The 12293-nt window shown below is 63.7% G+C and carries 10 protein-coding genes and 1 pseudogene; 8 read left to right on the forward strand and 3 right to left on the reverse strand.

Annotated features, from left to right (window positions below; translation table 11 throughout):
* The first annotated feature begins 203 nt into the window (after positions 1 to 203).
* Entirely contained in the window at positions 204 to 1142 is a 939-nt protein-coding gene (locus tag E1B25_RS17115; protein WP_206338575.1) for a p-hydroxyphenylacetate 3-hydroxylase reductase component, read from the forward strand.
* 130 nt (positions 1143 to 1272) lie between these two features.
* Here the strand turns inward: E1B25_RS17115 and E1B25_RS17120 are convergent, their stop codons facing one another.
* Positions 1273 to 2049: a beta-keto acid cleavage family enzyme gene (locus E1B25_RS17120; protein WP_206338576.1), complete on the reverse strand. Its 777-nt coding sequence runs from the start codon at positions 2047 to 2049 to the stop codon at positions 1273 to 1275.
* Positions 2050 to 2308: 259 nt separating this feature from the next.
* Here E1B25_RS17120 and E1B25_RS22590 point away from each other — a divergent pair.
* Positions 2309 to 2431 (forward strand): annotated as a pseudogene (locus tag E1B25_RS22590) (thioredoxin-disulfide reductase); the annotation flags it as partial.
* A gap of 114 nt (positions 2432 to 2545) precedes the next feature.
* Here E1B25_RS22590 and E1B25_RS17130 read toward each other — a convergent pair.
* Both E1B25_RS17130 and E1B25_RS17135 read right to left on the reverse strand, forming a co-directional pair.
* Positions 2546 to 3259, reverse strand: a complete 714-nt coding sequence (locus E1B25_RS17130) for a histidine utilization transcriptional repressor HutC (protein WP_132830790.1) — start codon at positions 3257 to 3259, stop codon at positions 2546 to 2548.
* Positions 3256 to 4620, reverse strand: a complete 1365-nt coding sequence (locus E1B25_RS17135) for a formimidoylglutamate deiminase (protein WP_132830792.1) — start codon at positions 4618 to 4620, stop codon at positions 3256 to 3258. Before E1B25_RS17135 ends, E1B25_RS17130 begins: the two co-directional genes overlap by 4 nt.
* Before the next feature lie 122 nt (positions 4621 to 4742).
* Here E1B25_RS17135 and hutI point away from each other — a divergent pair, with 122 nt between their 5' ends.
* The 6 genes from hutI to hutU are packed head-to-tail and all read left to right on the forward strand — an operon-like array spanning position 4743 to position 12262.
* On the forward strand, positions 4743 to 5945 hold the full coding sequence (gene hutI / locus E1B25_RS17140; RefSeq protein ID WP_132830794.1) for an imidazolonepropionase: 1203 nt from the start codon (positions 4743 to 4745) through the stop codon (positions 5943 to 5945).
* The gene (gene hutH / locus E1B25_RS17145; protein WP_165937655.1) at positions 5938 to 7479 is read left to right on the forward strand and encodes a histidine ammonia-lyase; all 1542 of its coding nucleotides are present in this window, start codon (positions 5938 to 5940) and stop codon (positions 7477 to 7479) included. The genes hutI and hutH overlap by 8 nt, the downstream gene beginning before the upstream one ends.
* Positions 7476 to 8273, forward strand: coding sequence for an N-formylglutamate deformylase (gene hutG / locus E1B25_RS17150; protein ID WP_132830797.1), 798 nt, complete (start codon positions 7476 to 7478; stop codon positions 8271 to 8273). Before hutH ends, hutG begins: the two co-directional genes overlap by 4 nt.
* On the forward strand, positions 8270 to 9421 hold the full coding sequence (locus E1B25_RS17155) for a CaiB/BaiF CoA transferase family protein (protein WP_132830798.1): 1152 nt from the start codon (positions 8270 to 8272) through the stop codon (positions 9419 to 9421). The genes hutG and E1B25_RS17155 overlap by 4 nt, the downstream gene beginning before the upstream one ends.
* Positions 9418 to 10587: an acyl-CoA dehydrogenase family protein gene (locus E1B25_RS17160; RefSeq protein WP_132830800.1), complete on the forward strand. Its 1170-nt coding sequence runs from the start codon at positions 9418 to 9420 to the stop codon at positions 10585 to 10587. The genes E1B25_RS17155 and E1B25_RS17160 overlap by 4 nt, the downstream gene beginning before the upstream one ends.
* A 10-nt stretch (positions 10588 to 10597) precedes the next feature.
* Complete coding sequence (hutU, locus tag E1B25_RS17165; RefSeq protein WP_132830801.1) at positions 10598 to 12262, forward strand: urocanate hydratase; 1665 nt, start codon at positions 10598 to 10600, stop codon at positions 12260 to 12262.
* Positions 12263 to 12293 lie beyond the last annotated feature (31 nt).

Raw genomic sequence — 12293 nt, forward strand, 5'->3', positions numbered from 1 at the left:
CGTTCAAACACCTAGTCTATGCCGGCCATGACTGGACCGACTATGACCTTGGTCGCAAGGGGATGATCCTGATGGCCGAAAAGGTGATGCCGATCCTGACCGAAGCGACCAAGGCGGAACCCGCCGCCACCGCCGTCGCCGCCTGAGGGCAACACGGGCGCGGCGCAAACCGCCGGCCCGTTCCAACCGGGAGGAGATGAGACATGACCGAAGTGATGAGCAAACCCGCGATCGACCCCAAGGCCTTTCGCCGGGCGCTTGGCAACTTTGCCACGGGGGTGACGATCATCACCGCCTGCGCGCCAGACGGTACCAAGGTGGGGGTGACCGCCAGCAGCTTCAATTCGCTCTCGATGGACCCGCCACTGATCCTGTGGAGCAGCATGAAGACCGCGAGAAGCTGTGCGGTGTTCGAGGCCGCAACGCATTTCGCGGTCAATATTCTGGCGTCGGATCAGATGGAGATGTCGAACCATTTCGCCCGCCAGCAAGAGGACAAGTTCGCCGGTGTCGCCCATGAGGACGGGCTTGGTGGCGCGCCGATCTTCCCCAATTGCGCCGGGCGGTTCCAGTGCGAAGCCTATGACCGGCTCGACGGCGGCGATCACTGGATCTTTGTCGGGCGCGTCATCGCCTTCGACGATTTCGGCAGATCCCCGCTGTGTTTCCATCGGGGATCCTATGCGATGGTCTTCAATCATCCCGACACCTATCCGAAGGCCGGACAAGACATATCGCAAGACGCGGATCAGGGTCGGATGGACAATCACTCGTTCTTTCTGATGCTGCGGGCTGTGCGCGCCTATCAAGACTGCTATCAACCCAAACTGGAGACGCTGGGCTTAAGCCTTATCGAAGCGCGTACCCTGCTGGTGCTGAATGATCTCCCGGGCGTGGACGCTGAAGATCTGGTCGTTCACCTGCATGCCCCGATCACCGAAGCCCGCGTTGCCCTAGACAACCTGAGTGACCGCGATCTGGTGACAGCAAAGGGCTCGGGATATGGATTGACCGTTGCGGGCCGGGCGAAAGCCGACCAGTGCTGGGATCTTGCAGAGGCCCATGCCAAGGAAACCTTTGAAGGCTTCAGCGCGGCAGAGGTCGATACGTTTAACACGGTTTTGCGTCATCTCATTGGTTAATCGTTTCCGGTTCCCTGAGCCGGGCTTTTCTCCCCGCTCCGCTCATACCCCCCAAAACCGGAAGCGTCCCGGCCCGAGTTTTTCTCGGGTCGGGTTTTTTGTCGTTTCGCCCGGGGAGCGGGCCAGCCGCTCAGTTTGGCGTCTGGTCTGCGGGGGCAAGCGCGCGGAGGGCGGCGTCAACTTCGCGCACACGTTCGGCGTTGTCCGCCGCCATGGTGCCATCCTTGTTCCAGAGCGAGTTCTCGAACCCGACCCGGGCGTTGCCGCCCAATTGTGCCGCACGCACCAGGCTGTCGGTCTCTGCCGCACCAAAGGCGCATGCCATCCAGTCGATGTCGATGCCGTCGGCCTGTGTCAGCGGCTGCAGGTAATCTTCAAGATCGATGCTGTCGCGGGAGCCGTTTGCATAGCTGCCCTGAACAAAAAGGATCAACTGGGACCGGCCGGGGATGAAGCCCTTGTCGCAGGCGTCGACAAAGCCGCGGACGTCATCCGGAGAGTAGAGAATGTGCTGGATTTCAACCCCGTTGTCGCAGGCCCAATGATAAAAATCACGCGCCAGTGGCCAGTCGTCGGGGTGGCGCACCATCTCGCGCAGACCGACAGAAACCTGAGCTGGCCGCAGGCTGCGCATCATCGCGCGCTGTTCCTCGGCGTCATAGCGTCCTGCGGTCTCGGACGTGACCTGCAGATACATGTCAGGCACCTGGTCGATCAATCGGTCAAGCAACGCCTGATATCGACCCGCATCCAGTAGATGTCGGCCGGCGGCGTCGCGGATATGCAGGTGGATGCCATCGGCACCGGCCTGCTGGCAAGCGCGCGCAGTATCGACAAGTTCGTCGTCGGTGATTGGCAGTGCCGGGTGTTCGGCCTTACCGCGGCGCGCGCCGTTGGGCGCTACCATCAGGCGGGGCAGGGGCCTCAATGGATTGGCCGTGTCAGGGTGCCGCAGGGGGGCGTGCAAGGCCCGTTCAAATCCTTCCGGGGGACGCCCCGATGCCAGGTTGCGGTCATCACATGCTCCTTCTTTCCTCGTAGTCCGAGTAGAAATATCGGATACTGACCCTTCATAACTACTAATAAGATCAGATATCAGCTACAAGAAAAACAGATGGCAAGATGAAGCGGCAACACCTGCGATACTTCACTGCTGTCTATGAACAGGTGTCTTTGCCGCAGGTGACCTGACAGACCATGTCCAACGTCGGGCCGTCGCATCCGCTGGCATGGGCTTCATGGCCGTGCTCGAGGCCGAGAAGTGTCCTGCCGACCGCGGCGGGGCTGAAGATGCAGCGGTGGATTCAAAGGTTTTTGCCCACATGAGACCAGATCAATCTGATCTTCTGCCTCTTCTCCATAATCCGGTCGCAAAACGTATCGTCTTACCAGCGCCGCCGCGCTTAGGTCGTTGCCGCCATCGTATAGCCGGGATGAAAGGCTAGCCGCACGGTGGTGATCGGGCCGACATCGTTCCATGTCGTGCGGTTGAGGATCAGCAGCGCCTGTTCCGGTTTGGTGTCCAGAAGCGGCGCATCATGCTCTCCGGCGTTGCAGGCTGAAAAATTCAGGTCGGCGCGTAGATAGGGGGCGTTGCGGACCAGCCATTCGTTGGCGTTGAGGTGGTGAAAATCCACGTCTTCGATGCCGGGCACGGCGCGCGGGTTGATCCAGCGATCCTCCAGCTGAAAGGGCTGGCGGTCACCGTAATGAACCGCGCGCAGATGGATCAGAATGTCGCCCGTCGACAAGCCAAGCCGCTCGGCGTGCTGGGCGGGTAGCGGGCTGCGGCTTTGTGAAATCAGCCGATGGCTATAGCTCAGGCCTGCCGCTTCGATCTGTTCGCGCACGATCGGGATCGAGAAGGTCGCTTTGCGCACCGGGTTGATCGCCACGCGGGTGCCGGCGCGGCGGCGGCGGTCAAGCAGCCCCTCTTCGGCCAGAAGCTGCAACGCCTTGTTCACTGTGGCCCGCGCGACGCCGAATTCAGTGGCCAGTTCCGTCTCGTCGGGGATGCGGTCGCCCTGACGCCATTCCTTTTCGATGATTCGGCGGCGCACCTCTTCGGCGATATAGGTGGCTTTGCCGCCGGCCGGAATGGCGTCGCGCTCTGTCACAACCGCTCCTGCAATTTGCCGATACAGGTCAGATAATCGGACACGATACGGTCGCGGTCCATGTGGCGCCCCTCCTGCACGACATGACGGCCAGCGGCCCAGACATCGTTGATCTGCCCGTCGCCGCCTGCGAATATCAAGCTGTCGAGCAGCGTGTCCCCGTCGCGTCCGCACAGCACCGGCGTGGCGCAGGACACCGCGCAGAGATCGGCCCAATTGCCTTCGGCGATTGCCCCGGTGTCGCGCCCGGCGGCGGTTGCGCCCCCGTCCAGCGCGGCCTCATACAGCACCCGTCCGGTCGAGCGTTCTGGCGTGGCATAGATCGCGCGGGCGTGTTCGCGCAGGCGTTGGCTGTATTCCAGCGTGCGCAGCTCTTCGAACAACGCGATGCGGACATTGCTGTCCGAGCCACAGCCGATCCGCCCGCCGGCCTGTTGCCATGTGACGCCGTTGAAGATGCCGTCGCCAAGGCTCGATTCCGTGATCGGGCAAAGCCCGGCCAGCGCCCCGGTTGCTGCCAGATTGCGGGTCTCGTCCTCGGTCATGTGGGTCAGGTGGATCAGCGTCCAGCGTTGATCCGGCGAGAAGTTTTCCAACAGCCATTCGACCGGGCGATGCCCATAGGCGGCCTGCACCTCTTCGATTTCGGGGATCTGTTCGGCCAGATGCAGATGCAATGGGCGATCCGGGCGCAATTCTGTACAAAGTTTCAGCGCCTCGGGCGAGACGGCGCGCAGCGAATGCGGCGCGACGCCGATCCCGGCATCAGCGGGCAGCCCGGCAAGCGCGGCCTCCGCCCCGTCGAGCAGCCGCGCAAAATCCTCGGGGGTGGTGCCGAAACGTTGTTGGCCGGGCCCGAGCGGTCGGTGATCGCAACCACCGTACTGATAGTGCACTGGCAACAGCGTCAGGCCAATTCCGCTGCGCGCGGCGGCGGCGGCGATACGCTGCGACATCTCGGCGGGGTTGGCATAGGGGGTGCCGTCCGGTTGGTGATGCAGATAGTGGAACTCGACATTGGTGGCATAGCCGGCCTCCAGCATCTCCATCTGCACCAGCGCGGCGATCACCTCGATATCGTCCGGTGTCAGATGATCGAGGAAACGATACATCAGCTGACGCCATGTCCAGAAGGTGTCACGCGGATGCGGCCCACGCGCCTCGGACAGACCGGCCATCGCACGTTGGAAAATATGTGAATGCACGTTCGCCACCGCCGGCAAAACCAGGTCGAGTCGCTGCCCTTCTGGCGCCGCGTCCGGGGTGACGTCAGCGATGCGTCCGGCGGAATCCAGCCCGATCCGGACATTTTTTGCCCAACCCGTGGGCAACAGCGCCCGTTCTGCCCAAAGCACCGTCATTTTTTCGTTCTCCTGGTTCCCGGCCCGCCGATTTTACCTTCGAGGGCAAAAATAAGTTTAGACATGGGTTATCTATAAGACTAGACATATTAGCGAAAAAAGCAATCCGGAGATGACGCCCCATGCAGATTTTCAGCAATGTCACCGTTGCAAGGATGGACGACAAATCCGAGGGTTACGGCCTTGTCGAGGCGGCAGCTCTGGTGATCGACAAGGATCGAATCGCTTGGGTCGGGCCTGAAGCGGATGTTCCCGAGCTTTACGCAGCGGTCCCGCGTCAGGACCTTGGCGGGCGGCTAGTGACGCCTGGGCTGATCGACTGTCATACACATGTGGTCTTTGGCGGCGATCGGGCGCGCGAGTTCGAAATGCGGCTCGAAGGGGCCGGTTATGAGGAGATCGCGCGCGCCGGGGGTGGCATCCTGTCGACCGTGCGCGCCACCCGCGCGGCAAGCGAGGATGAACTGGTCGCGACTGCGCTGCCCCGGGTCGATGCGCTGCTGGCCGAAGGGGTCACCACGCTTGAAATCAAGTCCGGCTATGGGCTGGAACTGGAAACCGAACTGAGGATGCTGCGCGCGGCGCGCCGGATCGGGCGCGAGCGCAAGGTGAGTGTCGTGACCTCATGGCTCGCCGCCCATGCGCTGCCGCCGGAATACGCCGAGGATCGCGCTGGCTATCTGCATGATGTGGTGATCGCGGGAATGGAGCGCGCCCATGACGAAGGGCTGATTGATGCGGTCGACGGGTTCTGTGAGGGCATCGCCTTCAGCCCGGAGGAGATGGCGCAGATCTTTGATCGTGCCGCCGCGCTTGGCCTGCCGGTGAAGCTCCATGCCGAACAGCTCTCCGATCTGGGCGGCGCGGCGATGGCGGCGCGCCACCACGCGCTGTCGGTGGACCATCTGGAATATCTGGGCGCGGGCGGGATCGCGGCGATGGCGGCCTCGGGGACGGTGGCGGTGGTGCTGCCGGGGGCCTTTTATACCCTGCGCGAAACCCAATCGCCGCCCATTGCGGCGTTGCGCGCGGCCGGGGTGCCGATTGCGCTGGCGACCGACTGCAATCCCGGAACCTCGCCGCTAACCTCACTGCTGCTGACGCTGAACATGGGTGCAACCCTGTTTCGGATGACGCCGTCGGACTGTCTGAGCGGCATAACTCGCAACGCCGCCCGCGCGCTGGGTCTGGCGGATCGCGGTGTGATCGCACCGGGCTTGCGCGCCGATCTGGCCATCTGGGATGTCGCCCACCCGGCCGAGCTGTCCTATCGCATTGGCTTCAACCCCCTTCACGCCCGCATCTATGGAGGCGAAATTGTCTGAACTCGTACTGATCCCCGGCCAGTGTACTCTGGCTGACCTCGAACAGATCTGGCGCGAGGGGCTCGCCGTGCGTCTCGACGACAGCGCTCGTCCCGCCATCATCGAGGCCGCCGCGCGCATTGCCGCCGCGGCCCAGGGCGAGGCGCCGGTCTATGGCGTCAATACCGGCTTTGGCAAACTGGCCTCGATCAAGATCCGCCCCGAGGACACCGCCACGCTGCAACGCAACCTGATCCTGTCGCATTGCTGCGGCGTTGGTGAACCGATCGAGCCCGAGACCGTGCGCCTGATCATGGCGCTGAAACTTCTGTCGCTGGGGCGCGGGGCGTCGGGTGTGCGCCCAGAGGTCGTCGCGCTGCTGGAAGGCATGCTGGCCAAAGGCGTGATGCCGGTGATCCCCGCGCAGGGGTCTGTCGGAGCCTCGGGCGATCTTGCGCCGCTTGCCCATATGGCGGCGGTGATGCTGGGGGAAAGCCGGGCGCTGTTTCAGGGTCAAGAGATGGCCGGAGCCGCCGCGTTGGCGGCAGCTGGGCTGGCGCCGATCAGCCTCACCGCGAAAGAGGGGCTGGCGCTGATCAACGGTACGCAGGTGTCCACCGCCTTTGCGCTAACAGGGTTGTTCGATGCCTTCCGTCTGGCGCGCAATGCGCTGGTGACCTCGGCACTGGCCACTGATGCGATCATGGGTTCTACTGCGCCCTTCCTCGACGAGGTGCATCAGTTGCGCGGCCATCGCGGCCAGATCGTCGCGGCGCGCGCGATCCGCAGGTTGATGGAGGGCTCTGCGATCCGCGAAAGCCACCTTGAGGGTGACCTGCGGGTACAGGACCCTTATTGCATCCGCTGCCAGCCGCAGGTGACCGGTGCCTGTATCGACCTGTTGACGCAGGCGGCGCACACGTTGGAGATCGAAGCCAACGCTGCGACCGACAACCCGCTGGTTCTGATCGACGCGAACCTGATCGTCTCGGGTGGGAATTTCCATGCCGAACCGGTCGCCTTTGCCGCTGATCAGATCGCCTTGGCCATTGCCGAGATCGGCGCAATCGGGCAACGGCGCATCGCGCTGATGGTCGATCCGACCATGAACTATGATTTGCCGGCCTTCCTCACGCCGGCGCCGGGGCTCAACAGCGGGTTGATGATTGCCGAGGTCACCTCGGCTGCGCTGATGAGCGAGAACAAGCATCTCGCCAACCCCTGTTCCACCGATTCCACGCCGACCTCGGCCAATCAGGAAGATCACGTCTCGATGGCGGCGCATGGGGCGCGGCGGCTCAAACGGATGAATGCGAACCTGACCCATATTCTTGGGATCGAGGCGCTTTGCGCCAGTGCCGGGGTCGAGTTTCGCGCGCCGCTGAAAACCTCCGCGCCGCTGGCGGCGGTGATTGAACGGCTGCGCCAATCGGTGCCTCCGTTGGATCAGGACCGCTTCCTTGCCCCGGATCTGGAGCAGGCGGCAGAGCTGGTCCGCTCCGGTGCCTTGCTTGACGCGTTGCCCGAGGCGCTGCTTGAAGAGGTGCGGTCATGACCCCGGTTACCGTCAGTCAGGGCGACAGCCCGGTTATCCTTGGCCTGCCCCATACCGGCACCTTTGTCCCCGACGAGATCTTTGCCCGGCTGACCCCACGCGGGCAGACCCTTGCTGATACCGACTGGCATGTGGAGCGGCTGTATGACGGGTTGCTGCCGGGAGCGACCACGGTGCGTGCGATGTTTCATCGCTATGTGATCGACGCCAACCGGGGGCCGGAGAACAAAAGCCTGTACCCCGGTCAGAACACCACCGGGCTTGTCCCGATGACCGATTTCGACGGCGAGCCGCTTTGGGCCACGGCGCCCGATGACGTCGAGATCGCGCAGCGTCTGGCCGATTGGCACACGCCCTATCACGCGGCGCTGGCCGCCGAGATCGCCCGGGTCAAGGCGATCCACGGGGTTGCGATCCTGTATGATTGCCATTCGATCCGCAGCCATATTCCTTTTCTGTTCGAAGGAACGCTGCCCGATTTCAACATCGGCACCAATATGGGCGTCACCTGTGATCCGCGCCTCGAGGCTGCCGCGCAGAAGGTTTGCGCAGGCACCGGGCGGACGATGGCGGTAAACGGGCGGTTCAAAGGCGGCTGGACCACGCGCCATTATGGTCAGCCGGGCGACGGCGTGCATGCGATCCAGATGGAGCTTGCGCAATCAACCCATCTGGGGGCCGAGGCGCTGCCGTTCGCCTATGACCCGGCCAAGGCCGAGACGTTGCGCCCCCCGCTTGCCGCGATCCTGCACGCGCTGGCCGATCTGGCGCCGGAGTTGAGGGCGGCGGCATGAGCAAACCTCTTGACGGGATCCGGGTGCTTGACCTGACACGGGTGCTTTCCGGTCCCTATTGTACAGCCCTTTTGGCCGATCTCGGTGCGGACGTTATCAAGTTGGAATCGCCAGCCGGGGACGAATACCGCCATATCGGCCCGTTCAAACAGGGCGAGAGCGCGCTGTTCACGCTGAACAACCGCGGCAAGCGGTCGATGACGCTGGATCTAAAGGTGCCCGCCGATCTGGCACTGGCGCAGACCATCGCAGGCCGCGTTGATGTTGTGGTGGAGAATTTCCGCCCCGGCGTGGCTGAGCGGCTGGGACTGGGGGCTGCGGCACTGCGCGCGAAAAATCCGCGGCTGATCTATTGCTCGATTTCGGGCTTTGGTCAGGAGGGACCGTTCCGCGATCTGCCCGCCTATGATGTCGTGGTTCAGGCGATGTCCGGGCTGATGGCAGCCACCGGGGAAGAGGGCGGCGCACCGCTCCAGACCGGGGAAGCCTTGGGCGATCTGATCGCCGGGCTGTTCGCGAGTTGGTCGATCATGGCCGCGCTGGTGCAGCGCGATCGGACCGGGCAGGGCGCGGCGCTGGATGTAGCGATGTATGACGCGCTGTTCTCGATGCTGACCACCAGCCACGCGCTGAATCTCTATGCCGGGGTCTTGCCCGAACGGGTCGGCAATCGGCATCCGCTGTCGACCCCGTTCGGCTGTTTCGCAACCCGCGACGGGCAGGTGGTGATCGCGGTGCTCAACAACAAGCAATTCGCCCGACTCGCTGACCTGATCGGACATCCCGAGGCGGTCAATGACCCACGCTTCGCCAGCGACGAGATCCGCACCGAACATGAACCCGCCGTGCGCGCCTTGGTCGAGGGCTGGTCGAGCCAGTTGAGCACGCAAGAGGCGGTCGCGGCGCTGAGTGCGGTGAACCTGCCGACCGCCCCGATCTGGGACATCGCACAGGCCCGAACCAGTGAACACGCCATTGCGCGCGGTCTGGTCAGCGAATTGCCGCATCCGGTTCTTGGCCGCGCGCCGGTGGTGGGCCAACCGGTGCGCTTCGATGGCGAAAAACCCCTCGCCGCGACCTCTGCCCCGCGTCTGGGCGGCGATCTGGAAGCGATCCTTGAAGACTTCGGACTGGAGAAGACAGAATGAGCGCGCTCGATAATCCTTGGCACATGCTTTCAGAAGAGGAATCCCTGTTCTGCGACGTGTTGGAGCGGCTGTGCGCCGACAAGATCGCGCCGCTGGCCGCGCGCACCGATGCCGAGGGAACATTTGCCCATGCCCAGCTTGCTACGCTGGCCGAGGCGGGGATGATGGGGGCCAACCTGCCCGAGGAATACGACGGCAGCGGCGTGTCCGCGCCGGGGTTGTTGCGGGCGGTGTCGATCGTGGCGGGGGCCTGCGGCTCGACCGCCTCGGCGTTGACGGCGCATTATCTCGCCACCGACTCGATCCTGTTGGGCGGCACCGAGACACAGAAACGCGCGTGGCTGCCCAAGGCCGCAAGTGGCGCCGCCCTTGGCGCCTTTGCCCTGACCGAACCGACTGCAGGCTCTGACCCGGCCGATATGAAAACCCGCGCCCGGCGCACCGATACGGGTTGGCATATCAAGGGCACGAAATGTTTCATCTCGAACGGTGGTGTGGCTGATTTCGTCGTTCTTTATGCCGTCACCGACCCTGACAAGGGCCATCGTGGGATCTCGGCGTTTCTGCTGCCGAAAGGTACCGCCGGGTTTGAGGCTGGCCCGCCAGAACGCACGATGGGATTGCGGGGCGGCCATGTCTTTACCCTCAATATCGACGTCGATCTGCCCGAAGATGCCCTGTTGGGCACTGAAGGGACCGGTTTCAAAACGGCGATGCAGGTGCTCGACAATGGCCGTATCGAGGTGGCCGCGCAATGCCTCGGGCTGGCCGACGCGGCGATGAAGGCCGCGATCGCCTATGCCAAGGACCGCGTCATTGGGGGCGAGGCCCTGACCGAACGGCAGGGCATCCGCTGGATGATTGCCGATATGGGGGTGGCGTGGCGCTCTGCACTGTTGCTGTCGCTTGATGCCGCCCGCCAGCGCGACATTGCCCATGCCACTGGCGGGCGGTTCTCGCTTGCTGCGGCGACGGCCAAGCTTGTCGCCTCTGAAGCCGCCGGCAAGATCGCCGATACCGCCCTGCAACTGCACGGCGGCTATGGCTATACCGCCGACTTCCCCGTCGAGCGGATCACCCGCGATCTGCGCATCATGCGCATTTACGAGGGCTCCAGCGAAGTTCAACGCATCATCATTTCCGGCCAGATGCTGGCCAGTGCATAGGGAGAAACACATGACCAATCCCCGTCATAACACCCGCGACATTTTTCCGCCGACCGGCACCGAGCTGAACGCCAAGAGCTGGCTGACCGAGGCGCCGCTGCGGATGTTGATGAACAACCTGCACCCGGACGTGGCCGAAAACCCGCATGAGCTGGTCGTCTATGGCGGCATCGGGCGCGCGGCGCGGACCTGGAAGGATTTCGACCTGATCGTCGAGACCCTGAAAAATCTTGAAGACACCGAAACCCTGCTGGTTCAGTCGGGCAAACCCGTGGGGGTGTTCCGCACCCACAAGGATGCCCCGCGCGTGCTGATCGCGAACTCGAACCTTGTGCCGCACTGGGCCAACTGGGATCATTTCAACGAGCTCGATAAAAAGGGTCTGATGATGTACGGCCAGATGACCGCTGGCTCGTGGATCTATATCGGCGCGCAGGGCATCGTGCAGGGCACCTATGAAACCTTCGTCGAGGCCGCGCGCCAGCATTACGGCGGTAGCCTCAAGGGAAAGTGGATCCTGACCGGCGGTCTGGGCGGGATGGGCGGCGCGCAGCCGCTGGCCGCCGTGATGGCCGGGGCCTGCTGCCTGGCGGTTGAGTGCGACGAGACCCGCGTCGATTTCCGCATTCGCACCCGCTATTGCGACGAGAAGACCCACGATCTCGACGAGGCGCTGGCGATGATCGAGCGGTGGACTGCTGCTGGCGAGGCGAAATCGGTGGCGCTGATCGCCAACGCCGCCGACGTGTTCCCCGAGCTGCTCAAACGTGGGGCAAAGCCCGATATCGTGACCGACCAGACCTCGGCGCATGATCCGGTGCATGGCTATCTTCCGCAGGGCTGGAGCGTGGCCGAGTGGCGCGCCCGGCAAGAGACCGAGCCCAAGGTCGTCGAAGCGGCGGCGCGCAAATCCATGCGCACGCATGTCGAGGCGATGGTCGGGTTCCACGATGCCGGTATCCCGACGCTCGATTACGGCAACAACATTCGCCAGATGGCGCTGGAAGAGGGGCTGGAGCGCGCCTTTTCCTTCCCCGGCTTTGTGCCCGCCTGTATCCGGCCGCTGTTCTGCCGCGGGGTCGGGCCGTTCCGCTGGGTCGCGCTTTCGGGCGATCCCGAGGATATCTACAAGACCGACCAGAAGGTGAAAGAGCTGATCGACGATCCGCATCTGCACAACTGGCTCGACATGGCGCGCGAGCGGATCGCGTTTCAGGGCTTGCCGTCGCGGATCTGCTGGGTGGGGCTGGGACAGCGCGACAAGCTGGGCCTCGCCTTTAACGAGATGGTGCGCAATGGTGAGTTGAAAGCGCCGGTCGTGATCGGCCGCGATCACCTTGATTCCGGCTCTGTTGCCTCGCCCAACCGCGAAACGGAATCCATGCGCGACGGATCTGACGCCGTATCTGACTGGCCACTGCTGAACGCGCTGCTTAATACGGCATCGGGCGCGACCTGGGTGTCGCTTCATCACGGTGGTGGCGTCGGTATGGGCTTTTCGCAGCATGCGGGGATGGTAATTTGCTGCGATGGCACCGAAGAGGCTGATGCGCGCATTGCTCGGGTGCTGTGGAACGACCCCGCCACCGGTGTGATGCGTCATGCCGATGCGGGTTACGATATCGCGATCGACTGTGCGAAGGAGCACAATCTGAACCTGCCCGCGATCCTGTAAGTGAAATCCGCGCGCTGCTCCGGGGACGGCG

Source organism: Antarcticimicrobium sediminis (assembly GCF_004348975.1).
In the GTDB taxonomy this organism is placed as follows: domain Bacteria; phylum Pseudomonadota; class Alphaproteobacteria; order Rhodobacterales; family Rhodobacteraceae; genus Antarcticimicrobium; species Antarcticimicrobium sediminis.

Coding starts and splice junctions, on each gene's coding strand:
- E1B25_RS17115 (WP_206338575.1), top strand. CDS start 204: ATGACCGAAGTGATGAGCAAACCCGCGATCGACCCCAAGGCCTTTCGC.
- hutI (WP_132830794.1), top strand. CDS start 4,743: ATGCAGATTTTCAGCAATGTCACCGTTGCAAGGATGGACGACAAATCC.
- E1B25_RS17120 (WP_206338576.1), bottom strand. CDS start 2,049: ATGGTAGCGCCCAACGGCGCGCGCCGCGGTAAGGCCGAACACCCGGCA.
- hutG (WP_132830797.1), top strand. CDS start 7,476: ATGACCCCGGTTACCGTCAGTCAGGGCGACAGCCCGGTTATCCTTGGC.
- E1B25_RS17155 (WP_132830798.1), top strand. CDS start 8,270: ATGAGCAAACCTCTTGACGGGATCCGGGTGCTTGACCTGACACGGGTG.
- hutU (WP_132830801.1), top strand. CDS start 10,598: ATGACCAATCCCCGTCATAACACCCGCGACATTTTTCCGCCGACCGGC.
- E1B25_RS17135 (WP_132830792.1), bottom strand. CDS start 4,620: ATGACGGTGCTTTGGGCAGAACGGGCGCTGTTGCCCACGGGTTGGGCA.
- E1B25_RS17160 (WP_132830800.1), top strand. CDS start 9,418: ATGAGCGCGCTCGATAATCCTTGGCACATGCTTTCAGAAGAGGAATCC.